This is a genomic window from Streptomyces scabichelini, from assembly GCF_011045015.1.
GTDB classification, from domain to species: Bacteria; Actinomycetota; Actinomycetes; order Streptomycetales; family Streptomycetaceae; genus Streptomyces; species Streptomyces scabichelini.
In genome coordinates, this window is sequence record NZ_JAAKZY010000027.1 from 1 (window position 1) to 23,908 (window position 23,908).

General features: G+C 71.2%; 22 protein-coding genes. 14 read left to right on the forward strand and 8 right to left on the reverse strand.

Features of this window, described 5'->3' with window-relative positions:
- Together G5C60_RS11240 and G5C60_RS11245 are read left to right on the forward strand one after the other, a co-directional pair.
- Positions 1-1,429, forward strand: a 1,429-nt coding sequence (locus G5C60_RS11240) for an amino acid permease (protein WP_165257630.1), incomplete at its 5' end; no start/stop codon positions are given.
- Between the two features lie 10 nt (positions 1,430-1,439).
- A complete protein-coding gene (locus G5C60_RS11245) occupies positions 1,440-1,892 on the forward strand; it encodes an AsnC family transcriptional regulator (protein WP_165257632.1) in 453 nt (150 codons plus the stop codon).
- Between the two features lie 122 nt (positions 1,893-2,014).
- Here the strand turns inward: G5C60_RS11245 and G5C60_RS11250 are convergent, their stop codons facing one another.
- Positions 2,015-2,755 (reverse strand): GntR family transcriptional regulator, encoded by a 741-nt coding sequence (locus tag G5C60_RS11250; protein WP_165257634.1) that lies wholly within the window; start codon positions 2,753-2,755, stop codon positions 2,015-2,017.
- Positions 2,756-2,972: 217 nt separating this feature from the next.
- Here G5C60_RS11250 and G5C60_RS11255 point away from each other — a divergent pair, with 217 nt between their 5' ends.
- The 6 genes from G5C60_RS11255 (at position 2,973) to G5C60_RS11280 (ending at position 9,829) form a co-directional block, all read left to right on the forward strand.
- A complete protein-coding gene (locus tag G5C60_RS11255; protein WP_165257636.1) occupies positions 2,973-4,127 on the forward strand; it encodes an extracellular solute-binding protein in 1,155 nt (384 codons plus the stop codon).
- Positions 4,124-5,032 carry an ABC transporter permease subunit gene (locus tag G5C60_RS11260; RefSeq protein WP_165257638.1) on the forward strand — a complete coding sequence of 303 codons (909 nt, stop codon included), beginning with the start codon at positions 4,124-4,126 and terminating at the stop codon, positions 5,030-5,032. Before G5C60_RS11255 ends, G5C60_RS11260 begins: the two co-directional genes overlap by 4 nt.
- Positions 5,017-5,865 carry an ABC transporter permease gene (locus G5C60_RS11265; RefSeq protein WP_206439360.1) on the forward strand — a complete coding sequence of 283 codons (849 nt, stop codon included), beginning with the start codon at positions 5,017-5,019 and terminating at the stop codon, positions 5,863-5,865. The genes G5C60_RS11260 and G5C60_RS11265 overlap by 16 nt, the downstream gene beginning before the upstream one ends.
- A gap of 3 nt (positions 5,866-5,868) precedes the next feature.
- Positions 5,869-6,942: an ABC transporter ATP-binding protein gene (locus tag G5C60_RS11270; protein WP_165257640.1), complete on the forward strand. Its 1,074-nt coding sequence runs from the start codon at positions 5,869-5,871 to the stop codon at positions 6,940-6,942.
- Positions 6,943-7,009: 67 nt separating this feature from the next.
- Positions 7,010-8,506 (forward strand): HAD-IA family hydrolase, encoded by a 1,497-nt coding sequence (locus G5C60_RS11275; RefSeq protein WP_165257642.1) that lies wholly within the window; start codon positions 7,010-7,012, stop codon positions 8,504-8,506.
- A 114-nt stretch (positions 8,507-8,620) separates the two neighbouring features.
- Entirely contained in the window at positions 8,621-9,829 is a 1,209-nt protein-coding gene (locus G5C60_RS11280) for an MFS transporter (RefSeq protein ID WP_165257645.1), read from the forward strand.
- Here the strand turns inward: G5C60_RS11280 and G5C60_RS11285 are convergent.
- On the reverse strand, positions 9,795-10,361 hold the full coding sequence (locus G5C60_RS11285) for a Repetin (RefSeq protein ID WP_165257647.1): 567 nt from the start codon (positions 10,359-10,361) through the stop codon (positions 9,795-9,797). The genes G5C60_RS11280 and G5C60_RS11285 overlap by 35 nt on opposite strands.
- A gap of 420 nt (positions 10,362-10,781) precedes the next feature.
- Between G5C60_RS11285 and G5C60_RS11290 the strand changes: the two genes are divergently transcribed.
- Positions 10,782-11,579 (forward strand): carbon-nitrogen hydrolase family protein, encoded by a 798-nt coding sequence (locus G5C60_RS11290; RefSeq protein WP_165257649.1) that lies wholly within the window; start codon positions 10,782-10,784, stop codon positions 11,577-11,579.
- Positions 11,580-11,636: 57 nt separating this feature from the next.
- Complete coding sequence (locus tag G5C60_RS11295) at positions 11,637-13,343, forward strand: flavin monoamine oxidase family protein (RefSeq protein ID WP_165257651.1); 1,707 nt, start codon at positions 11,637-11,639, stop codon at positions 13,341-13,343.
- A gap of 80 nt (positions 13,344-13,423) precedes the next feature.
- Here G5C60_RS11295 and G5C60_RS11300 read toward each other — a convergent pair whose 3' ends face one another.
- Both G5C60_RS11300 and G5C60_RS11305 read right to left on the reverse strand, forming a co-directional pair.
- On the reverse strand, positions 13,424-14,356 hold the full coding sequence (locus tag G5C60_RS11300; RefSeq protein ID WP_165257654.1) for an LLM class F420-dependent oxidoreductase: 933 nt from the start codon (positions 14,354-14,356) through the stop codon (positions 13,424-13,426).
- 98 nt (positions 14,357-14,454) lie between these two features.
- Positions 14,455-15,141 carry a DUF5995 family protein gene (locus tag G5C60_RS11305; RefSeq protein ID WP_165257657.1) on the reverse strand — a complete coding sequence of 229 codons (687 nt, stop codon included), beginning with the start codon at positions 15,139-15,141 and terminating at the stop codon, positions 14,455-14,457.
- Between the two features lie 172 nt (positions 15,142-15,313).
- Here G5C60_RS11305 and G5C60_RS11310 point away from each other — a divergent pair, with 172 nt between their 5' ends.
- Positions 15,314-16,450, forward strand: coding sequence for a glycoside hydrolase family 6 protein (locus tag G5C60_RS11310; RefSeq protein ID WP_165257779.1), 1,137 nt, complete (start codon positions 15,314-15,316; stop codon positions 16,448-16,450).
- Here the strand turns inward: G5C60_RS11310 and G5C60_RS11315 are convergent.
- Entirely contained in the window at positions 16,432-17,664 is a 1,233-nt protein-coding gene (locus G5C60_RS11315; protein WP_165257660.1) for an erythromycin esterase family protein, read from the reverse strand. The two genes, G5C60_RS11310 and G5C60_RS11315, sit on opposite strands and share 19 nt — an antisense overlap.
- Before the next feature lie 58 nt (positions 17,665-17,722).
- Between G5C60_RS11315 and G5C60_RS11320 the strand changes: the two genes are divergently transcribed.
- A complete protein-coding gene (locus tag G5C60_RS11320) occupies positions 17,723-18,472 on the forward strand; it encodes a TioE family transcriptional regulator (protein ID WP_165257664.1) in 750 nt (249 codons plus the stop codon).
- Positions 18,473-18,703: 231 nt separating this feature from the next.
- The gene (locus G5C60_RS11325; RefSeq protein WP_165257667.1) at positions 18,704-19,969 is read left to right on the forward strand and encodes an alginate lyase family protein; all 1,266 of its coding nucleotides are present in this window, start codon (positions 18,704-18,706) and stop codon (positions 19,967-19,969) included.
- Positions 19,970-20,030: 61 nt separating this feature from the next.
- Here the strand turns inward: G5C60_RS11325 and G5C60_RS11330 are convergent, their stop codons facing one another.
- Positions 20,031-21,275, reverse strand: coding sequence for an MFS transporter (locus G5C60_RS11330; RefSeq protein ID WP_165257669.1), 1,245 nt, complete (start codon positions 21,273-21,275; stop codon positions 20,031-20,033).
- Between the two features lie 92 nt (positions 21,276-21,367).
- Here G5C60_RS11330 and G5C60_RS11335 point away from each other — a divergent pair, with 92 nt between their 5' ends.
- A complete protein-coding gene (locus tag G5C60_RS11335) occupies positions 21,368-22,558 on the forward strand; it encodes an ROK family transcriptional regulator (RefSeq protein WP_165257671.1) in 1,191 nt (396 codons plus the stop codon).
- Positions 22,559-22,660: 102 nt separating this feature from the next.
- Here G5C60_RS11335 and G5C60_RS11340 read toward each other — a convergent pair whose 3' ends face one another.
- Together G5C60_RS11340 and G5C60_RS11345 are read right to left on the reverse strand one after the other, a co-directional pair.
- Entirely contained in the window at positions 22,661-23,059 is a 399-nt protein-coding gene (locus tag G5C60_RS11340) for a hypothetical protein (RefSeq protein WP_338145777.1), read from the reverse strand.
- Complete coding sequence (locus tag G5C60_RS11345; protein WP_165257673.1) at positions 23,056-23,820, reverse strand: SDR family oxidoreductase; 765 nt, start codon at positions 23,818-23,820, stop codon at positions 23,056-23,058. Before G5C60_RS11345 ends, G5C60_RS11340 begins: the two co-directional genes overlap by 4 nt.
- Positions 23,821-23,908: the final 88 nt, after the last annotated feature.

Here is a 23,908-nt window from a genome sequence, read left to right on the forward strand (position 1 = left end):
CCCCACCCCTCCGCCCCCTGGGACCGGCGCGCGTCTGATGCGCCGCAAGCCCGTGGAACGGCTGGTCGCGGAGGGTGGCCAGGGCGAGGGAGGCTCACTCCGGCGCTCCCTCGGGCTGTGGCAGCTCACCATGATCAGCATCGGTGCCACCCTCGGCACCGGGATCTTCGTCGTCCTCGGCGAGGCCGTCCCCAAGGCCGGACCGGCCGTCACCGTCTCCTTCGTGATCGCCGGTCTCACCGCGCTCTTCTCGGCCCTCTCGTACGCCGAGCTTGCGGGCACGATCCCGGTTTCCGGGTCCTCGTACTCGTATGCGTACGCAACGATGGGCGAGCTGATCGCCTGGGTCTGCGGCTGGTGTCTGGTCCTGGAGTACGGCGTCTCGGTGGCCGCCGTGGCGGTCGGCTGGGGCGAGTACCTCAACGAGCTGCTCGACGGCACCCTCGGCGTCACCATCCCGGACGCGCTCTCCGCGCCGCCCGGCGACGGCGGTGTCTTCAACCTGCCCGCACTGATCGTGGTGCTGCTCGCGATGGCGTTCCTGCTCGGCGGCGCCCGGGAGTCCGCACGTGCGAACACGGTCATGGTCGTCGTGAAGATCGCCGCACTGCTGCTGTTCTGCGCGATCGGCATCCAGGGCTTCCGCTCCGGCAACTACGAGAACTTCATGCCGCTCGGCATGGCCGGCGTCAGCGCCGCCGGGGCGACCCTCTTCTTCTCGTACATCGGCTTCGACGCCGCCTCCACCGCGGGCGAAGAGGCCAAGAACGCCCAGCGTGACCTGCCGCGCGCGATCATGCTCTCGCTCGTCATCGTGACGGCGCTGTACGTCCTGGTCGCGGCGGTCGCCGTGGGCGCGAAGCCCTGGGAGGGGTTCACCGACTCGGAGGCGGCACTCGCCGGGATCATGAAGGACGTCACCGGGCAGACCGCCTGGGGCACACTCCTCGCGGCCGGTGCCGTGATCGCCATCGCCAGCGTCGTCCTGACCGTGCTCTACGGCCAGACCCGCATCCTGTTCGCCATGTCCCGCGACGGCCTCGTACCGAAGGTGTTCTCGCGCGTCCACCCGAAGACCGGGACGCCGCGCGCCAACACGCTCATCGTGTCCCTGTTCTGCGGCGTGCTCGCCGCCGCTGTCCCGCTCGGGCAGCTCGCCGACGCCACCAGCATCGGCACGCTCTTCGCCTTCGCGCTGGTCAACGTCGCGGTCGTGGTGCTGCGGCGTACGCGTCCGGAGATGCCGCGTACGTTCCGGGTGCCGCTGTCGCCGGTGCTGCCCGCGCTCGGCTTCGGCTTCTGTGTCTGGATGATGGGCAGCCTCGACTCCGTCACCTGGGTCGTCTTCGGGGTCTGGATGGCTGTCGGGCTCGTGTTCTACTTCCTGTACGGCTACCGCCGTTCCCGTCTCGCACCTTCAGAGAAGTGATCCACCCGCAGTGCTGAACGATCTCGACGAACGCATCGTGCACGCCCTCGCCGAGGACGCCCGCCGCTCCTACGCCGACATCGGCCAGGAGGTCGGCCTGTCCGCGCCCGCCGTGAAGCGGCGCGTGGACCGGCTGCGCGCCACCGGGGCCATCACCGGTTTCACGGTCCGGGTGGACCCGGCCGCGCTCGGCTGGGAGACCGAGGGGTTCGTCGAGATCTACTGCCGCCGCAACACCTCGCCCGAGACCATTCAGCGCGGTCTCGAGCGCTATCAGGAGATCGTGGCCGCGTCGACCGTCACCGGTGAGGCGGACGCGGTTGTCCAGGTCTTCGCCTCCGACATGCGGCACTTCGAGCGGGTGCTCGAGCGGATAGCGGGGGAGCCGTTCGTGGAGCGGACCAAGTCCGTGCTGGTGCTTTCGCCGTTGCTGCGGCGGTTCTCGTCGGGGGCGCCGACGTAGCGCTCCGCTTGTAGGGCCGGTTCGAAGCTGTGGGGTCGTTGTGGCTGGTCGCGCAGTTCCCCGCGCCCCTTCGGGGCGCGCCCCCTGCGGGGCTGCGCCCGCGCCGGTTTCGATGAGTACGCTCAGTTCGCTGGCTTTCTTGCCAGCGCGTTGTTGCCTATCGAGTTGTGCACGCTGAAGCTCACGGCATCCGAGCGGTAGCGGTCGTCGGACCACTCCACCGGGCGCCCTTCGCGTGTCGTGGTGACGCGCCGGACCCGCAGCAGCGGGCTGGTGCGGCGCACGTCGAGGAGTTCGGCGTCCCGGGCGCCCGCCGCCACCGCGTCGATCACGTGCTCGCCGTACGCGAAGACCAGGCCCCTGTCCTCGTACAGCCGCTGGGTGACGGACGGGCAGTCCGGCTCGACGGCCTCGACGGCGGGGGCGATCCAGTCCGCGTACACCGTCCGCTCCAGCAGCACCGGTTCGCCGTCCAGGCCGCGCACCCGCAGGACGTGCAGCACGCGGGTGCCCGCCTTGAGCTGGAGGCGGATGCAGTCCTTCGTCGTGGCCGGCCGGTGCTCCTGGGACACCACGCGGCCGGTCGCCTCACGCCCCATCGCCCGTGCCCACTGCGCGAAACTGCGCAGCTCGGCGAAGCTCTGGCTGCGGCGGCTGGTGAGGACCACACGGCGGGCGCCCTGCCGTGAGCCGATGAGTCCCTCGGCGGTCAGAGCCGCCACCGCCTGCCGTACGGTGCCGCGCGAGACGCCGTACCGGGCCGCGAGGTCAGTCTCGGCGGGCAGCAGACTCCCCACCGTGTAGTCCTCACGGTCGATCGCCCGTCTGAGCTCCTCGGCGATCTCCTCGTGTCGCGCCGCCATGTTCTCCCTCTGCTCGCTCGGCTCGGTTGCTGTGTACAGCTTGACCAGCCTAAACGAGATGCGGCAATGCCGGCGTGCGGTGTGAATGTCCAGGGAAACACGGGTGACGATTTCGCCAGTGTTTACGTGCGCGACATGAAGAGCGGTCCTACTGAGGCCAACTTGTTCAGACAAGTGCTCCGCCCTGACCGTCCCTGCGCGTATCCCTGGAGAACCCGTGACCGTGTTCCTGCCGAGAACGGCCGTCCTCACAGGCGGCCTCGCCGTGGCCGCCGCACTCACCCTCAGTGCCTGCGGCGCGGCCCCCGACGACTCCACCACCGCCGACGGCAAGAGCGCCGCCACCGCGACCTCCGCCGAGGCCTTCGGCGGCATGGACGCGCTCGTCAGGGCCGCCAAGAAGGAGGGCACGCTGCACGCGATCGCGCTGCCCCGCGACTGGGCCAACTACGGTGCGCTGATCGACGGGTTCAAGAAGAAGTACGGCATCAAGATCGAGGTCGAGAACCCCGACGGCAGCAGCCAGGACGAGATCAACGCCGTCACCTCCCGCAAGGGCCAGGACCGCGCACCCGACGTCCTCGACCTCGGCAGCTCCTTCGCGGTGAGCGCCGCCCAGCAGGGGCTGCTCGCGCCGTACAAGGTGGCCGACTTCGCCGGCATCCCCGAGGGCCAGAAGGACGCGCAGGGCCGCTGGTACAACGACTACGGCGGCTACATCTCCATCGGCTGCGACGCGGGCCGCGTCAAGGAGTGCCCCACCACGTTCAAGGATCTGCTGAAGCCGCAGTACAAGGGCCAGGTCGCGCTCAACGGCAACCCCACCAAGTCCGGTTCGGCCTTCGGCGGCGTGTGGGCGGCCTCGCTGGCGAACGGCGGTTCGTTCGACGACATCCAGCCCGGCCTCGACTTCTTCGCCGAGCTGAAGAAGAACGGCAACTACACGCCCGTCGAGTCGACTCCGGCCACCGTCGAGAAGGGCGAGACGCCGATCAGCATCGACTGGGACTACCTGAACGCCGGGTACGCCGACGAGTTCAAGTCCAAGGGCCTCGACTGGAAGGTCGCGGTCCCGGAGGACGGCAAGTTCTCGCAGTACTACTCGCAGGCCGTCAACAAGGACGCCCCGCACCCCGCGGCCGCCCGCCTGTGGCAGGAGTACCTCTACAGCGCCGAGGGCCAGAACCTGTGGCTCAAGGGGTACGCCCGCCCGGCCCTGATGACCGCCATGGAGAAGGCCGGCACGCTCGACGAGACCGCCGCCGGCAAGCTGCCCGAGGTCTCCGGCACACCCCGGTTCCCGACCGAGGACCAGCAGAGCAAGGCCAAGGAAGTGCTGGGCCAGGGCTGGGGCAAGGCGGTCTCCGGGTGACCGCCACACTGACCCGGGACGCCGCGGACGCACGGGTGCCCGCCGCTTCCGTGAAGCGGCGGGTCCGCCCGGCCGGCTGGCTCGCCGTGCTCCCGCTGCTCGCCTTCGTGGCGATCGCCTTCGGGATCCCGGCGCTGGCCATGCTGAACGGCGCGTTCACCGTCAAGGACCAGGCCACCGGCGCCACTTCGTACAGTGCGGAGAACATGACCGCCTCCGTGCAGGGCGCCTACCTCACCGCCATGCTCGGCAGCGTCAAGCTGTCAGCGGTCTCCGCGGGCATCGCGGCCGTCCTCGGACTGCCGCTCGCCCAGGCCGTGGTGACCTCCCGCTTCCCCGCGCTGCGCGAGGCCGTGCTCACCGCGTCCGGCGTCCTCGCCAACTTCGGCGGCGTCCCGCTGGCCTTCGCGTTCGTCGCCACGCTCGGCAACTCCGGCGTGCTGACACGCCAGTTCGGACTCACCGACAAGGGCTGGGACCTCTACAGCTTCTGGGGACTGGTGATCGTCTACCTGTACTTCCTGATCCCGCTGATGGTCCTCACCATCACGCCCGCCCTCGACGGACTGCGCACGCAGTGGCGTGAGGCCGCGCAGAACAACGGCGCCAGCACCGTCCAGTACTGGCTGCATGTCGCGCTGCCCGTGCTCGCGCCCTCGCTGCTCGGCGGGCTCGTGCTCCTCTTCGGCAGCGCCTTCGCCGCGTACGCCACCGCCGCGGCCATGGTGGGCAGTTCGGTCCCGCTGGTCACCCTGCAGATCGCCGACGCCATCTCCGGCAACGTGCTGGTCGGCCAGGAGAACGTGGCGCTGGCTCTCAGCCTCGACATGGTTCTGATCGCGGGCCTGGTCATGGCCGTGTACCTGCCCCTGCAACGACGGAGCGCGCGATGGCTCGAAGCCTGAACAAGTCCGTACGGCCCTGGCGCGGGATCGTTCTCGTCTTCGCCGCGCTCTACTTCCTGGTGCCGCTCGCCGCGTCCGTGATCTTCACGGTCGACGTGCCGGGCGAGGGGGTCACCTTCGACGCGTACAGCCAGATCCTCGGCACCGACGGCTTCGTGTCCAGTCTGCTGCTCTCGCTGGAGCTCGCACTCGCCACCATCGCCGTGGTCCTGCTGCTGATGGTGCCCGCGATGGTCGCGCTGCGGCTCGGCGCGCCCCGGCTGCGGCCCGTCGTCGAGGTGGTGTGCTCGCTGCCGCTGGTCGTCCCGCCGATCGCATTCGTCGCGGGGATGGGCACGGTGCTGAAGTGGGGGCCCGAACACCTCTCCCGCACCCCGCTGTTCCAGACGTTCGTGGCGATCCAGAACCCCGACTTCCCCTTCGTGCTCGTCCTCGCCTACGTCGTGATGGCGCTGCCGTTCGTGTACCGGGCGCTGGACTCGGGGCTGCGCGCCATGGACGTACGGACGCTCGTCGAGGCCGCGCGCAGCTGTGGGGCGGGCTGGCCGCAGGCGCTGGTGCGGGCCGTACTGCCCAATCTGCGCGGCGCACTGCTCAACGCCTCGTTCCTCACACTTGCGCTGGTGCTGGGCGAGTTCACCGTGGCGCAGCTGCTCGGCTTCCGGCCCTTCGCCGTGTGGATCGTCAACGTCAGCGGCTCGCAGGCCCAGCTGTCCGTCGCCGTCTCCGTGCTCAGCCTGCTCGTGACCTGGGCACTCCTTCTCGCCCTCGCCGGGTTCGGCGGGCGCCGGCCCGCCACCCGTACCGTCTCCGTGTCCGTCTCCCAGGGATGACTCATGACCACCACGCTCGAAAAGGCCGCCGCGACCGAGGCCGCCACCGTCGAATTCCGCGGACTGCGCCGGGAGTTCGGGCCGACCGTCGCCCTGGACGGCCTCGATCTGACGGTCAAGGCCGGTGAACTCCTTGCCCTGCTCGGGCCGTCCGGCTGTGGAAAGACCACCGCTCTGCGGATGCTCGCCGGATTTGAACACCCCGACTCAGGTGAGGTGCTCGTCGACGGCGAGGACGTCACGCGCGTCCCGGCCCACCGGCGCGACGCCGGGATGGTCTTCCAGTCGTACAGTCTCTTCCCGCATCTCAGCGCGCTCGACAACGTGGCCTTCGGACTGCGGATGCGGAAGATCCGTACGGCCGAACGGCGGGCACGTGCCGCCGAGTTGCTCGATCTCGTGGGGCTGGCCGACAAGGGCGAGAGCTTTCCGCACCAGCTCTCCGGCGGTCAGCAGCAGCGGATCGCGCTGGCCCGTGCCCTCGCCCTGCGCCCGCGCGTCCTGCTGCTCGACGAGCCGCTGTCGGCGCTCGACGCCAAGGTGCGGCTGACGCTCCGCGAGGAGATCCGGCGGCTCCAGCGGGAACTCGGTATCACCACGCTGTTCGTGACCCACGACCAGGAAGAGGCGCTGTCGATGGCGGACCGGGTCGCTGTGATGCACGCGGGACGGCTCGAACAGTGCGCGGCCCCCGCCGAGTTGTACGGGCGGCCGGCCACCGCCTTCGTCGCCGAGTTCGTGGGCACGATGAGCCGCATTCCGGGGCGGCTGGACGGCGGCACGGTCGAGGTGCTGGGGCGGCGGCTGCCGGTCGACGGCCAGGCGCCCGCGGTCGCCGAGGTCGACGTGCTGGTGCGGCCGGAGGCCGTGGGAGTGCTGGCCGACGACGGCGGTGACGCGCGGGTGGTCGCCACGGCGTTCCTGGGGGCCGCCACCCGTGTCACCGTACGGCTCGCCGACGGCACGGAGGTGAAGGCCGACCTGCCCACGCACGAGGCCGCGGCCCTCGGCGCGGGCGCCGCCGTGACGGTGAGCCTGCCCGAGCGACCGGTACTGGTCGCCGAGCGCGCCGCCTGAACACCGCCACTCACAGCAGCACGTCCCACCCCCACAGCTGCACAGCCCCCCCGCGAAAGAGAGAACCGTGACCCGACAGCCGCTCCAAGCCGTCCTGTTCGACATGGACGGCACGCTCGTCGACACCGAGCGGCTGTGGTGGGACGCGGTGGAACACGTGGCCGCCGGGGTCGGGCGATCCCTGAACGGCGCCGACCAGCCGGAGGTGCTCGGGCGGCCGGTCGAGCACACCGCGGACTGGCTGGCCGCGAGCACCGGCGCACCGGTGGGGCGGATCGCCGACGAGCTGCACCGGGAGTTCGCGGAGCGCGTCCGCGCCGGCATCGTGCCGCGCCCCGGCGCCCTGGAGCTGCTCGACGCGCTGGCCCGCGAGGGCGTACCGGCCGCCCTGGTGACCGCCTCGCCGCGCACGGTCGCCGACACCGTGCTCGACGCCCTCGGTGCCGCGCGCTTCGCGGTCTCCGTCACCGCCGACGACACCCGGCGCACCAAGCCCGCCCCCGACCCCTACCTCGCCGCCTGCCGTGCCCTCGGCGTCGACCCCGCCGCGTGCGTGGCCGTCGAGGACACCCGGACCGGGGTCGCCTCCGCCGAGGCGGCGGGCTGCGCGGTGCTCGCGGTGCCCTCGCTCGCACCGATCGCGGCGGCACCCGGGCGCACCGTGCTCGCGAGCCTCGCCGGGGTGACCCCTGAACGGCTGCGAGGCATGGTCGCCCGCGAAGCCCCCGCATACGAGCTGCGCGTCATGACCTGGAACCTCTGGCACGGTGGCAGGAAGGTCCACGACCACCGGGCCAAGCAGCTCAAGGCCGTCCTCGAGGCCGAGGCCGACGTCGTGGGTCTCCAGGAGACCGGCGGCACCGCGGCCCAGGAGCTGGCCGAATCCCTCGGCTGGTACCACCACCGGGCCGGCGAGAACCTCGGCATCATCAGCCGTCATCCGGTCACCGCCGGCCTCGGCGACCCCCACGTCGGTTTCTACGGCGCGGCCGGCGCCCGCATCCGGCTCGGCCCGGAGCGCGAGGTGGACGTCTGGACGGCGCACCTCGACCACACGCCGTACGGGCCCTACGAAGCCGCCTTCGACGGGCTCCCGGCAGCCGAGCTGATCGCCCACGAGAAGGTGCGACTCGCTCAGATGCGGGACACCCTCCGGCGCATCACCGAGTCCGCAGGACCCGCCACGCCCGTCGTGCTCGTCGGAGACCTGAACAGCCCCTCGCACCTGGACTGGCCGGACGTGGAGTGGCCGGTGACGAAGGCGGCTCATGAGGCGGGCCTGCGCGACTCGTACCGCGAGGCCCACCCGGACCCGCTCCGCGAACCCGGTCACACCTGGTCACCGATTCATGCCAGGCACGAGGACGGCAGCGGCCGCCCCGAGCCGCAGGACCGGATCGATTACGTCCTCCACAACGCAAGGGGCCTGCGGGTGCTCGACTCGCGGACCCTCGTCAGGGGCACCCCGCGCGCCTGGCCCGAGGTGGCGGACAACGAGTGGCCCTCCGACCACGCGGCGGTGATCACCACATTTTCCCTGGGCCGGACGGACGAGCCGGTCTAACATCGATGTCATGACCTGGCGACATTGATCCACCAGCCGTGCCTCCCGAGGGCCACCTCGGGCGCCGTGCGTTCCATGCGACCGGCGTCCGAACTGTCCCTGCGGGAAGGCCTCATGACTCTCTTACCTGCCGCACGTGTGCCCGCCACCGGTGTCCGGCGGCTGACGGCCACGCTGTACGGCTACGCGTTCCTCGACGACTTCGTCCTGCTCTACCCGGTGTACGCGCTGCTGTTCGCCGACACCGGTCTCTCGGTCTGGCAGATCTCCTCGCTCTTCGTGCTGTGGTCGCTGACCGGCGTCCTCGTCGAGATCCCGTCCGGTGCCTGGGCCGACGCCGTCTCCCGGCGGATGCTGCTGTGGCTCGGGCCGCTGCTCGGCGCCGTCGGCTTCGCCCTGTGGGTGTTCGCCCCGTCCTATTGGGCGTTCGCGGTCGGCTTCGTGCTCTGGGGTGTCAGGGGAGCTCTCGGCTCCGGCGCGCTGGAGGCGCTGGTGTACGAGGAACTCGACCGGCTCGGAGCCGCCGACCGGTACGCGCGGGTCATGGGCCGTGCCCAGGCGGCCGGGATGGTCGGGGTCATGGCGGCCATGGGGCTGGCCGGACCGGTGCTCGCCATCGGCGGGTACCCGGCCGTGGGACTGGCCAGTGTGCTGGCCTGCCTGCTGACCGCGGCGGTCGCGGCCGGCTTCCCGGAACACCGGGACCACGACCGGGCCGCCGACGGCGACGGCTGGGCCGCGACACTGCGTGCCGGACTCGCCGAGGCGCGCGGCGACCGGTCCGTACGCAGTGCGCTGCTGCTCGTTCCCGCCGTCACCGCCGTGTGGGGCGCACTCGATGAGTACACGCCGCTGCTGGCGCGTGACACCGGGGTGCCGGACGGCGCTGTTCCCTGGTTGCTGCTGCTGATCTGGGCCGGGGCCACGGTCGGCGGACTGCTGGCCGGAGCGGCAGAGCGCCTGAGTACCACCGGACTTGCCGGGCTGCTCGCGGGCTCCGCCCTGGCCCTGGCCGTGGGCGCGGCGGCGGGGACACCGGCCGCCATCGGCCTTGTGGCCCTCGCTTTCGGCGGCTTCCAGCTGGCGAGCGTCCTGGCCGACGCCCGACTACAGGAGCGCATCAACGGCACGGGCCGGGCCACGCTCACCTCGGTCGCCGGTGTGGGCACCGACCTGACCACCATCACCGTGTACGGCACGTACGCGTTGGCCGGCTCGACGGTCGGACACGGCTCCGCCTTCGCCCTGTTCGCGGTGCCGTACCTGGTGACGGCGCTGATCCTGACGGCTAGAAGACCGTCGGCCGCCACGGCACGACCGTGAAGTCGCCCGTGCCCTTCTTGACCTTCTCGAAGGGCGCGGAGCCGACGCACTTGGGCAGGTCCGGGGTCTCCACCGGGCTGCCGACCGCGGCCCAGCTGTAGCCGAGGCGGTCGTGGCGGCGCAGGTCGTGGACGGTGATGCCGACGCGCTTGCCCTTGGCGCCGGGCAGGTCGCTGTCGGTGATGACACCGGAGACGACCGCCACCTTGCCGCCCGTGAGAAGGCAGTCGACCTTGGCCTTCGCCCAGGCGCCCGTGCCGTCCTGCCCATAGTGGCTCCACCGGAAGGTTCCGGTGGCCTTCAGCGGATCGTCGTTGTCCTTCGCCGCCAGGTGCGCGTCGAACGCGAACGTGATGTCGTCCCCGGCGGACCGGTACAGCTTCGCGCTGCCGGTGAGCGCGGCGGCCTCCCGGGCCTTGTGCTCGTCGCCTCCGGACGCGGCGGCGGTGCCGGCGGCCCCGGCAGCCCCGGCGGCCAGAAGCAGGGCGGCGCCGAGTGCGATGATCTTCGTACGACGGGCGAGGCGGCTCATGTCGGTCCCTTCGGCAGGCGATTCGGACAGCTCTCACTGTCCTGGCGCCGGTACCCCGCACACATCGTGCCGCGGACGTCACCACCCCTCCGCCGCGCGGCGGGCCTCACACAACTGACCTGCGCCCACGGGAGGACGAGCCGTCGTGCCGGAGTAGCGAGGGACACGCGGCACCCTCTCGTCCTGCGCCGGCCCGGGCAGAGGTCCCGCCCGCCGGTTCCCGACGCGGCAACTCAGGGCCGCCGGCAGCCCACGCCGCCGGGCCGCGCAACGAATCGCCGCGCGGCTGCCGACGCGCGCAACGATTCCTCCTCCGATGCGCAACGGCTCCGTCTTGTCCGGCGGAAGCCGCCGACCGTACCGTCTAATTGGCCACCTGCCCGGCCCCCAGCCCCCCTTCGCTTCCGGTGAGGAACACGCATGCGCACCGCCCTGCTCCAGAGCTCCGGACGTCCCGGCTCTGTTGCCGCGAACCTCAAGGTTCTCGACGAGGCCGCGGGCCGTGCCGCCGCCGCGGGGGCCGGGCTGCTGGTGGTGCCGGAGATGTTCCTGACCGGGTACGCGATCGGGAACGACGTGCACCGGCTGGCCGAGACCGCGGACGGGGATTCCGCCGACGCGGTCGCGGAGATCGCCGGGCGGCACGGCCTCGCGGTCGTCTACGGCTACCCGGAGCGTGACGGCGAGACCGTTTTCAACTCCGCCCAGCTGATCGCCGCCGACGGCACCCGTCTCGCCAACTACCGCAAGACCCACCTCTTCGGCTGTTTCGAGCGCGACCACTTCACGCCGGGCGACGAGCCGGTGGTCCAGGCCCAGCTCGGCGGCTTCCGCGTCGGCCTCATGATCTGCTACGACGTGGAGTTCCCGGAGAACGTCCGCGCGCACGCCCTCGCCGGCACCGACCTGCTCGTGGTGCCCACGGCCCAGATGCACCCGTTCCAGTTCGTCGCCGAGTCCGTCGTACCGGTGCGCGCCTTCGAGAACCAGATGTACGTCGCGTACGTCAACCGGGCCGGCGAGGAAGGGGAGTTCGAGTTCATCGGGCTCTCCACGCTGGCCGGACCCGACGGGGTGGCCCGAGCCCGCGCAGGCCGGGGCGAGGAGCTGCTCCTCGCCGACGCCGACCCCACCTTCCTGGCGGCCTCGCGCGAGGCGAACCCGTATCTGAGGGACCGCCGCCCCGGCCTCTACGGGTCCCTGGTCCGAGCGATCTGAGAACGACCTCAACCCACAGCCCCACCCCGAGCTTCACCTGCAAGGAGTCCGTACCCCATGACGTCCACGGTGCCCCCCGCCGTCCCGCACACCGACGCCCAGCCGCCGATCACCATGTTCGGCCCGGACTTCCCGTACGCGTACGACGACTTCCTGGCGCACCCGGCGGGCCTCGGCCAGTTGCCGGCGACCGAACACGGCACCGAGATCGCGGTCATCGGCGGTGGCCTGTCCGGCATCGTGGCGGCGTACGAGCTGATGAAGATGGGACTCAGGCCCGTCGTGTACGAGGCCGACCGGATCGGCGGGCGGCTGCGGACCGTCGGCTTCGAGGGCTGCGACCCGTCCCTGACCGCCGAGATGGGCGCCATGCGCTTCCCGCCGTCCTCCACGGCGCTCCAGCACTACATCGACCTGGCCGGTCTGGAGACCCGTCCCTTCCCCAACCCCCTTGCCGAGGTGACACCTTCGACGGTCGTCGATCTCAAGGGCGAGTCGCACTACGCCGAGACCATCGAGGACCTGCCCGAGGTCTACCGCCAGGTGGCGGCGGCCTGGCACGCCTGCCTCGAAGACGGCGCCGACTTCTCCGACATGAACCAGGCCATGCGCGAGCGCGACGTCCCGCGCATCCGCGAGATCTGGGCGAGGCTCGTCGAGAAGCTCGACAACCAGACCTTCTACGGCTTCCTCTGCGACTCGGAGGCCTTCAAGTCCTTCCGGCACCGCGAGATCTTCGGCCAGGTCGGCTTCGGCACAGGCGGCTGGGACACGGACTTCCCCAACTCGATCCTCGAGATCCTGCGCGTTGTGTACACCGAGGCCGACGACCACCACCGCGGCATCGTCGGCGGCAGCCAGCAACTCCCGCTCCGGCTCTGGGAACGCGAGCCGGAGAAGATCGTGCACTGGCCGTACGGGACGTCACTCGCGAAGCTGCACGAGGGAACCCCGCGGCCCGCCGTGACGCGCCTCAACCGCACGGCCGGCAACCGGATCACCGTGACGGACGCGAACGGCGACATCCGTACGTACCAGGCGGCGATCTTCACCGCCCAGTCCTGGATGCTGCTCTCCAAGGTCGACTGCGACGACTCGCTCTTCCCGATCGACCACTGGACGGCGATCGAGCGCACCCACTACATGGAGTCGAGCAAGCTCTTCGTGCCGGTCGACCGGCCGTTCTGGCTGGACAAGGCCGTCGACGACAGGGGAAACCCGACCGGGCGCGACGTCATGTCGATGACCCTCACCGACCGTATGACGCGCGGGACCTACCTCCTCGACGACGGCCCGGACAGGCCCGCCGTCATCTGCCTCTCCTACACCTGGTGCGACGACAGCCTGAAGTGGCTGCCGCTGTCCGCGAACGAGCGGATGGAGGTCATGCTGAAGTCGCTCGGCGAGATCTACCCGAACGTCGACATCAGGAAGCACATCATCGGCAACCCGGTGACCGTGTCCTGGGAGAACGAGCCCTACTTCATGGGCGCGTTCAAGGCCAACCTGCCCGGCCACTACCGCTACCAGCGGCGCCTGTTCACGCACTTCATGCAGGACCGGCTCCCCGAGGACAAGCGCGGCATCTTCCTCGCGGGCGACGACATCTCCTGGACGGCCGGCTGGGCCGAGGGCGCCGTGCAGACCGCGCTGAACGCCGTGTGGGGTGTCATGCACTACCTCGGCGGGCGGACCGACCCGGCCAACCCCGGGCCCGGCGACGTCTACGACGAGATCGCGCCGGTGGAACTGCCCGAGGACTGAGGCCGGGCCGGTCGGCCACCTCAGAGAGCCGGCCGGCCGCATCGGAGAGCCGGTCGGCCGCCTCAGAGAAACGCAGAACGTCAGATGCCGGCCGCCCGTGCCGCCGTGAACACCTCGGCGGCCACGTCCTTGAGCTCCTGGGCGTCCCGCGTCGAGGCCTGGATGTCGAGGAAGAACTCGTCGAGGCCGACCTCGGCGTGGGCCTTGAGGTCCGTCACGATCTGGTCGACGTTGCCCTGGAACGGGGCGCGGTCGGCGCCGTCGTATGCCTTCGCGGTGTACTGCACGTTGTTCACCCGTACCACCGTCTCGATCGGCCTGGTACGGCCGCGCTCGGCCGCCAGGTCCTGCACCTGCCGCCACTGTGCGGCCAGCTGCTCGGCGCCCATGGCGATCGGCAGCCAGCCGTCGGCGCGGTCGACGAGCCGGGTCAGTGCCTTCTTGCTGTTGGCGGGCAGCAGGATCGGGATCGTTCGGGCGGGCTTGGGTCCGACCACGGCGGACGCGATCTTGGTGAGGCGGCCCTCGTACACCACCGGGTCGGGGCCCCACGCCGCCTGGCACACGTCGAGAACCTCGTCCAGGACCTTGCCGCGCTCCTCGAACGGCGCGACGCCCGCGGCCGCGTACTCGTCCAGCGACCAGCCCGTGCCCAAGCCCGCCACCACCCGGCCGCCGCTGGCCGCGTCCAGCGTCCCGAGCGCCTTGGCCAGCTGGAGCGGGCCGTGCAGCGGGGCGACGAGGACACCCGTGCCGAGCCGGACCCGCTCGGTGGCCGTGACCGCCAGCGTCAGCGTGACCAGCGGCTCGGGGACGCCGCGGTAGTGCTCGGGCCAGGGCAGGCCCGGGACGCCGTACAGGCCCTGCGTCGTCGGCTCCGGGAACAGGGCGCGCTCGTACACCCACAAGCTCTCGTAGCCGATCTGCTCGGCGGTGCGTGCCACATCGGGCACGTCCTTCCCGATGTCGTACTGCCGCCCCTGAGGAAGGCTCAGACCCAACCGAGTGGCCATGCGTACGCTCCTTTGCGTCGGTTCGCTTCAGGCTGTTCAACGGTCAACCTAACGCGCGCGTACCCTGATTCGGCGGTGCATCAGCCGGTGTGGCCGGATCAATCCGGCAGCGGCGTGAGCAGCATCCGGCCCGCAAGACCGACCGCCGCGTCCAGGCGGCGGGCGCACTCGTCGGCGAGGTCGGGCAGCGCACGCAGGGCCCACAGTGCGCGGGCGGCCGACCACGCTCCGTCCCGGGCCCGCTCCAGGCTCCACGCGCCGACCAGATGGGTGAGCGGGTCGGCGATCTGGAGGACGTCGGGGCCCGGCATCAGATCTTCGCGGATGCGCTCCTCCAGCGTGGTGAGGATGTCACCCACGCGGTCGAACTCGTCCTCCAGGTCGACGGGATCGCAGCCGAGCGTACGACAGGTGTCCAGTACCGCGAGCGCCAAGTCGTACCCGATGTGCGCATTGATGCCCGCCAGCGCGAACTGCAGCGGTCGTACACCGGGATGGCGCCGGAACTGGAACAGCGGCTGCCAGCAGGCGGGTGGACGGCGCTCCTGCGCGACCGCGTCGACGGCCGCGAGGTAGCGCTCCGCGAACCGTACGTCCAGCGTGATCGCGGCGTACGCGTCGGTGAAGTGACCTGCGTCCACGTGCCGGTCGACCTCCTCGGTCACCGCGAGGTAGACGCGGTTGAAGACCGCGACGCCGTCCCGTTCCGGCCAGTCGGCGCTCAGCGCGCGCATACGGGAGACGACCACGTCCACGGGAGTCATGACATATTCCAACTGCACCATGCGGGCAGGGTCCCAGTCTTACGCTGGCCCGAGGGCCGCCGGGCCGAACGTTTCCCCAGAACGGGGGAAGAGGCTCGACCTGGAGGAGGGGGAGCACCACGTGTCAGGCAAACGTGCCCAGCGCCTGGCTGAACGCAGGGCCGAGCGCAGGCGTGCCGCCGGGCGCGGCACCATGCTGACCGTGGCATCCGCCGTGGTCGCGGTCGGCACCGCGACGGGGATGATCTCCGCACTCGACGGCGGACGCGGCAGCGACGAGGCCCGCCCCGAGGTGACGAACTCGCCGCTCCTGGAGCCGGGTCCGGCCGTGCCGACCTCCTCGCCCTCGAAGACGTCCGCCGCGCCGTCTCCTTCCCCGTCCTCGTCCCCGTCTTCGGCCAAGCCGAGCCCCAAGCCCGCCAAGTCCTCGAAGCCCGAGACGCAGCAGCCGAAGACCGCCGCCGTGTCCACTCAGCTCTACCGCTACCCCGAGTCCCAGGTGCTCGACTGGGTCAGCGCCAACCGCGACGACCCGCGCCGCGCGCTCATAGAGTCCCGGATAGCGGACCGTCCGGCGGCGGTGTGGTTCGCGGACTACACCCCGTCGACCATCATCGAGCGGGTCAGGGCGGTCACGTCCGGTGCCGCGGCCAAGGGGAGCGTCCCGGTCGTCGTGCCGTACGCGATACCGCAGCGCGACTGCGGCGGCTACTCCGAAGGCGGGGCGCCGGATCTCGACGCGTACGACGCCTGGATCGACAAGTTCGCGGCGGGCCTCGGCTCCGGCGAGGTCGTCGTGATCCTGGAACCCGACGCCCTGGCCCAGTCCGACTGCCTCTCGGCGGGTGACCGGGCCGACCGCTTCGCCTCGCTGGCCCGCGCGGGCCGGGTCCTCAAGGCCGCGAACCCGGAGGCCCGGGTCTATTACGACGCGGGCCACTCCGACTGGAACTCCCCCTCGAAACAGGCCTCGTTGCTGCGCCAGGCCGGCGCCGCCTCGGCCGCCGGCTCCGACGGCATCTTCAGCAACGTCTCCAACTTCAACAGTACGAACAACGAGATCGCGTACGTCCGGCAGACCCTCGACGCGCTCGGCGGACCCGCGGGCCTCGGTGCCGTGATCGACACGAGCCGTAACGGTAACGGCGCCCCACCCAACGGCGAGTGGTGCGACCCGGCCGGCCGGAAACTGGGGCAGGCGCCGACCCTGCGCACCGGTCAGGCACGGATCGACGCCTACCTGTGGGTGAAGCTGCCGGGCGAGTCCGACGGCTGCAAGGGCGCACCGGGAACGTTCACGCCCGACTACGCCTACGACTTGGCGCGCTGACCCGCCTTCGACCGGACGTCCTTGACGAACACGATCCCGTCGCTGTCCGCCAGGTGGGCCGGGTCGAGCGGGGCGTAGCCGAACCAGGGGGACACGCGGTGCGCGGGCCGCCTGTCGCCGAGGGTGGTGGCCAGCCGCCGGGCGTCGACGACGCAGCGGTCCTCCGGGAGCGCGTACAGGAGTCCTTCGACGGTGTCCGGCGGCGGTGTGTCCACTCCCTGGTGCCGGATCGTGCCGAGGGCCGTGGCCACGAAGGCGTACCCCTCGCCGAGCCGGGCGCTCACCAGCGCACCGGCGCTCCACCACTCCACCGGCCCTTGCCACATCTGCATCGAGCTCTTCTCCCGCTGGAGATGGGAGTTGTTGGCGTGGACCAGTACTGGGCCCCGTTCGGCGAGGGCGAGGAGGTTGTCGGCCATCATCAAATCCCGCAGCGCGCACAACCGGGTCATGCGGGCCGGTGAGGTATCGGCCATCCGGAAGTGGTAGCGCAGCAGGCCGGTGGCGGTACGCCCGTACAGGCGTGCCCGGTCCCAGGCGTCCCGCGAGGTCGCCGCGATCAGATGCGGCGTCTGCTCATCGAGCAGCGCCACCAGATCGTCGGCGAGCAGCCGCAGTTCCCTGGCCTCGGCCGACTGTCCCACGGACCGGGCCGGATCCATCATCGCGGCGGGTTCGGTCCACCGGTCGTCGGCGCCGAGCAGGCGGTCGAGCGTTTCCGCGGTGCAGGGGAGCAGATCGGCGTCGACCCCGGCCGAGAGGTAGCCGTGGAGTGCGGTGAGGGCCTGCCGGGGGCTCGCGGCGTGGGTGATCTCCAGCGGGCCGTCGAAACCGGCGAAGTGGAGCCGCTCGGACGCGGGCCGGCCGTCGTTGTGGGCGCGCATCCAGCGCACGAGCTCGCGGTTGGCCGCGGACGCGCCGAGTCCGAGGTCCGGGTGGCTGAATCCGTGCTCCATGACCTCGTCGAGAGTGCCCGTGCCCGAGGTGACGTAGTCGTCCACGACCAGGCCCATCAGGCAGTCGCTCTCGATCGCGATCGTCCGGTGGCCCTCCTGCTCGACGAGCTGTCGGAAGAGCTCGTTGCGCAGCTCGAGCAGAGTGTCCTCGCGGTGGGTGGGCTCGCCCAGAGCGAGTATCCGCGGCCGGGCCGGGAGCAGCCTCATGACGGCGGCCGCCTCGACGGCATGGACGGTGTCCTTGATGTCGGTAGCCATGCCCTCAACGGTATCGTTGAACCTTCGATTGAAACTTTCCCGTGATATCGGCAGGACCATGGGGCAAAACCTTCAAAATGGTGAGCGGCTCAGGCCGGTCGATCTGGCGCGCGGGCACGGTCTGTCCACGCAGGCGGTCAGGAACTACGAAGAGGCCGGCATCCTTCCGGTCGCCGGTCGCACACCCCACGGCTACCGCACCTATACCTCGCTGCACGCGGGGGCCCTGACCGCGTTTCTCGCCCTGGTGCCCGGCCACGGCCACCGGACGGCGGCGTCGATCATGCGGGCGGTGAACGAGGGCGCGGCCGAAGAAGCGTTCCGCCTCATCGACGAGAGCCACGCCCAGCTCCTCGACGACCGCAGGACCCTCCGGGCCGTGGAGAGCGCCCTCCGTGACCTGGAGCCCACCACCGCGTCCGAGCCCGGTGCGGGCTCCGAGCCGGCCACGGTGCCGGGGCCCGGCGGCACGTTCATCGGGCCGCTGGCAGAAGACCTCGGCATCCGGCCCGCGACGCTGCGCAAATGGGAGCGCGCCGGGCTGGTGAGCCCGCGCCGCGACCCGCTGACCGGGTACCGCGTCTACGACGAGGCCGACGTACGGGACGCCCGGCTGGCCCACCAACTGAGGCGGGGCGGCTACCTGCTGGAGCAGATCGCCCCGCTGATCGCCCAGGTGCGGGCGGCAGGCGGCCTCAAGCCGCTGGAGGCCGCACTGCGCGACTGGCACGGGCGGCTGTCCGCCCGCGGGCGCGCGATGCTGACCGGGGCCGCCGAGCTGGAGGCGTATCTCCGCAAGCGCGGATGAGACTTCGGTCGTCGGCCGAAGAGAACGCCGAAGGTAACGCCGAAGAGAACAAGCGGCACAGGCGGTTCCGTATCCGTGTACCCGATCCGTGCACCCGAGGCGGTTGTGCGCACGCCACTTCGCGACGCATCCATGAATCATTGCGCGATCCATTGTCTCTTTCACCTGCACGCTCTACGCTCCCCCGGTCTCGCTCATGAACAGAGTTCACATATCTGATGGGAGTGTCCGATGAGCGCAAGACTTCGATTAGCCGTCCTGCTGACGGCTCTGGCCACGTTCGCAGCCCTTGCCGTCCCCTCCGTCTCGGCCCGCCCGGCGCCGAAGGCCCCGCAGACCGCGGTCCTCGACGGCGAACGGCTCCAGCGCACCAAGCTCCGCCTGGAACACGGCGACCGCCAACTCAAGAGCAGACTCAGGGACTTGACCGCACGGGCCGACAAATGGCTCGACCAGGGCCCCTGGACGGTCGTCGACAAACCGAAGCCCGCACCCGGCGGCGACGTCCACGACTATCTGAGCCAGGCCCCCTACTGGTGGCCGTCCAAGGAGCCGACCGCCGACAACCCCTGGGGCTGCCCGTACGTCCAGCGCGACGGTGAGCGCAATCCCGAGGTCGACACCGGCACGGACCGCCAGGACGTCGGAAAGGTCTTCGCGGCGTCGTACGACCTGACCCTGGCCTGGTACTACACCGGGAAGCGGGCGTACGCCGAGAAGGCCGCCTCTGTTCTGCGCACCTGGTTCCTCGACCCGGCCACGAGGATGAACCCGAACCTCGACCACGCGCAGTTCATTCCGTGCAAGTACGACGGCCGGGCCATCGGCATCATCGACTTCTCGCAGGCCTACACCAGCGTCGTGGACGCGATCGCGATCCTCGACACGGGCGCCCCCGGCTGGACCAGGGCGGACCGCTCCGAAATGCGGGAGTGGAACGAGGACTTCCGTGACTGGCTGATCCACAGCGACTTCGGCAAGGAGGAGGCTGCCGCGGACAACAACCACGGCACGTTCTACGACATGCAGCTCGCCGCCCTCGCGTACGCGACCGGCGACAAGGACCTGGCCCGGCGGACCGTCCTGGACGCACGCGCCAAGCGGATCGATCCGCAGATCGCCGCGGACGGCAGCCAGCCGCAGGAACTCAGGCGGACCAGGAGCTGGCACTACGCGACGTTCAGCCTCGTGGCGTACACGCGGCTCGCCGCCATCGGCAGGCATGTCGGTGTGGACCTGTGGGCGTACGAAGGGCCGGACGGGCAGAGCCTGTTCAAGGCGGTCGACTACCTGCTGCCCGCGGCGACCGGCAAAGCCGAGTGGCCACACCCGGAGCTGCAGTTCCAGCGGTTCGCGGCGAGTGACATCGTCCACGCGGCCGCCGACGCGGGAGACCCGGCGGCGAAGGCAGCGGTGCCGAAGCTGGAGACGCCGCCCGGCGGTGACCTGTGGGCCCTGCGGCCCGCGGCGGAGCAGCTCGACTCGATCGCGGGCTGAGCGCCCGGCACGAAGAGCGTCCTGGTGGAGTGGACGGGCGGGCCCTGGTGGAGTGAGTGGTTCAGGGTCGCGGATCGGCGATCGCCGCGTCCGGAGCGCTCACCTTTCCGCCCGTCTGCCGGCCGCTCGTACGCAGGACGCCCGCGAACGCGACGAGCCCGAAGGCCAGTACCGTCACAAGGCCGAAGGACACCATCAGGCTCGTCGCGTCCGCGATCGTCCCGATCGCGGACGGGGCGATCAGGCCCGAGGTGTACGTGATGGTCGCGACACCCGCGATGGCCTGGGCGGGGTTGGGCCCGCTGCGTCCGGCCGCCGCGAAGCAGAGCGGTACGACGACCGCGATGCCGAGGCCCATCAGCGCGAAGCCGCTCATCGCCACCGCCGCGTTCCCGGCCACCACGACGAGCAGTCCGCCGAGGGTCGCCAGGACGCCGCCGATGCGTACGGTGCGGACCGGGCCGAAGCGGTCCACCACCGCGTCGCCCGCGATCCGTGCGAGCGCCATGGTGAGCGTGAAGCCCGTCGTGGACGCGGCGGCGACCCCGGCCGAGCTGTCGAGGACGTCCCGCAGATAGACCGCCGACCAGTCCAGGCTCGCGCCCTCCGCGAACACCGCGCAGAACCCGACCGCGCCGATGAGCAGCGCCGACCTCGGTGGCAGCGCGAACCGCGGTGGCGCCTCCTCGTCCTCGGTGGGCCGCAGATCCAGTACGCCCTGGCAGGCGGCCACACCGATGAGCGTGAGCGCGGCTGCCGCGAGCGCATGGTGCAGGCGGGCGTCCGAGCCCAGATGCGCGGCGAGCGTGCCGGCCGCCGAGCCGATCAGGGCGCCCGCGCTCCACATGCCGTGCAGGCCGGACATGATCGACTTGGTGAGACGGTTCTCGATCTCTACGCCCAGCGCGTTCATCACCACGTCGGACATGCCCGCCGTCGCGCCGTAGACGAACAGGGCCGCGCAGAGGGTGAGCAGGTTCGGCGCGAGGGCCGGGAGGACGAGGGCGAGCGTCCACAGCGCGATGAGGCCGCGCAGGGCCGCGCGGGCGCCGAAACGGTGGCTGATGCCGCTGGCCAGCGGCATCGCCACGGAAGCGCCGACGGCGGGGAACGCGAGCGCCAGGCCGAGCTGGCCCGCGCTCACCGAGGCGTGGTCCTGGATCCACGGGACGCGGGTCGCGAACGAGCCCGTGACGGCGCCGTGCACGGCGAAGACCGTCGCTACGGCGTACCGGGCGCGCCTCAACTCGCTTTTGTCGTAGACCACTTCACCCCTGCCTCTCAGCTCTTCCGCACGCTGTCCCATTCCGCCGACGTAAACTATCAGGGACCCTGCCTGATAGATAGCCGTTATCGTGCCCTTGCCGCCCTGACCCTCCAATCTGGAAGGATCCCGGCATGCCCGCATCTCCGAGTACCGCCCGGGCCATCAACGACCGGCTCGCCCTGCGGCTGCTGCAGCAGGAAGGTCCTTTGACGGCAGGGCAGTTGAAGCAGCTCACCGGACTGTCCCGGCCCACGGTCGCCGACCTGGTGGAACGCCTGACGGCCGCCGGACTGATCGCGGTCGTGGGGGAGTCGGGCGAGCAGCGCCGCGGCCCGAACGCCCGCCTGTACGGGATAGTCGCCGACCTCGCGCATCTGGCCGCCCTTGACGTACGCACCGAGGGCGTGTCCGTGGTCGTCACGGATCTGGTCGGCTCGGTGCTGGCCGAGGCGTCGGTGCCGATCGGGGACGAGGCGGGCACCGGGTCCGCCGTCGAGCAGGCGGTCACGCTGGTCGAGCGTACGGCCAAGGAGGCCGGGGCGGACCGGCTGCACACGGTGGGGATCGGCGCGCCGGGCCTCATCGACCCCGCCACGGGCGAACTCCGTGATTCCTCCGGCCTGCCCGAATGGCACCGCCGCCTCGTCGCCGCTCTCGACGACCGGCTCGTGGCCCGCGTCCTCGTCGAGAACGAGACGAACCTCGCGGCCCTGGCGGAACAGCGCGCCGGCGCCGCCCGCGACCGGGACACCTTCGTCCTCCTCTGGCTCGGCCACGGTATCGGCGCCGCCGTCGTCCTCGACGGGACCCTGCGCCGGGGCGCCTCCGGCGGCACCGGTGAGATCGGCTTCCTTCCGGTCCCGGGCACCTCCGGCCTGCCCTCGGCGACGGACTGCGACGGAGGCTTCCACTCGCTCGCGGGCGCCGCGGCGATCGTGGAACTCGCCGGGCGGTACGGGGTCGTGGCGTCCCCGGAGCCCCATGAACCGCATGCGGCGTCCCTCGTCCGAACGGCGGTGAACGCACGTGGTCGGGCGACCCGTTGCCTCGACTTCCTCGACGCGCTCGCCGATCGCGTGGCCATCGGGGCCGCGTCCGTGATCGCTGTGCTGGACCCCGGATGTGTGGTGCTCGCCGGCGAGATCGGGCAGGCCGGCGGAGAGGCGCTTGCCGGCCGGGTTCAGGAGCGGCTAGCCCGGATGTCGCCGCTGCCCACCGAGGTGCGGGCCAGTTCGCTGGGGGGTGGGGCGGTGCTCCGGGGGGCGTTGCTGATGGCACGGGAGCGGGCTCAGGACGAGCTGTTCGGTCCTCCGGAGCGGTAGCGCTCCGCTGGGGGCTGGATTGAGGCTGCGGGTTCGTTGTGGCTGGTCGCGCAGTTCCCCGCGCCCCTGACAGGGCGTGCCCCCTGGCGGGGGCACGCCCTGTCAGACCGTCCCGTCCGACGCCAGCCACAGCAGTGCCGAAGGCAGTAGCACCGCCGTGCCCAGCAGTGTCATGAAGCCGGCGCCGCTCGCCGGCGACAGCGGCTCCAGGTGGGCCGCGTGGAAGACGAGATGGGGGACCGTGGCCGCCAGGTAGGCGGCCAGTGCCGTGAACACCAGCCGTCGTTCCATGGTGGCCACGGCCGCGCAGAGCACCACTGCGAGCGAGAGGTTCAAGGAGCCCAGGTCACGCAGCAGGTGCTCGTTGTACGGCGGGAGCAGTGACACCCAGCGCCAGTCCCAGAACACCTCCGGCAGCAGCAGGATCCACAGGCCCAGCACCACCTGCGTACCGGCGAGCAGCCCGAGCCCGGCCCGCAGTACGGCGGCTCGGCGGCTCACCGGCCCCGCTCCGCACCGAGGCGAGCCGCCAGGTACTCCTCGAACGTGACCTTCCCCACGGCCCGTTCCGGAGTGAGATGCCCGCCCGCACGGAAGCCGCGGTACGCCTTGCCGGCCAGGGGGACGTTCACGATCGGCCGACGGCGACCGGTGGCCGCCAGGTAGGCGCGGGCCAGCTCAGGGAACGTACGGACCTCGGGACCGCCCATGTCCTCCACGCGCCCGGCGGGTCCGACCGCGGCCAGCCGGGCCATGCGGTCGGCGACCTCGGCCACGTCGACGGGCTGGTCGCCGACGCCGGCCGGCAGGAACACGACCGGCAGCCTGGAGAGGGCCTGGAGCACCCTCGCCACAAGGTCGTGGAACTGGGTCGTGCGCAGGATCGTCCAGCCGAGCCCCGACGCCTCGATCCGCTTCTCCACAGCGAGCTTGGTCTTGTAGTAGCCGAACGGCACCCGGTCGATGCCGACGATCGAGATGTAGAGCAGATGGCCCACGCCCGCCCGGCGCGCGGCCTCGATCAGGTGGCGGGCCGCCTCCTCGTCGCCCCCGCGCGGTGTGGTCGCGCAGTGCACGATCGTGTCCACGCCCTGGACAGCCGCGTCCAGGCCGCTGCCGCCCTCGCGCAGATCGACGGCGTACGGCTGGGAGTGCCGGCTGAGTACCCGCACCTCGGGGCCGTCCGCGCCGTCCGTGCGCAGCCGCTCGGTGACGAGCCGGCCGAGCGTTCCCGTACCGCCGGTCACCAGGATGGTGGTCATGGTGTCGAGCTCCTTGTGACATACGATGCCGGGCGCTCCCGAGTGGAACGCCCCTCATCAGCCACGACTGCACAGCCGCCGCGAATGT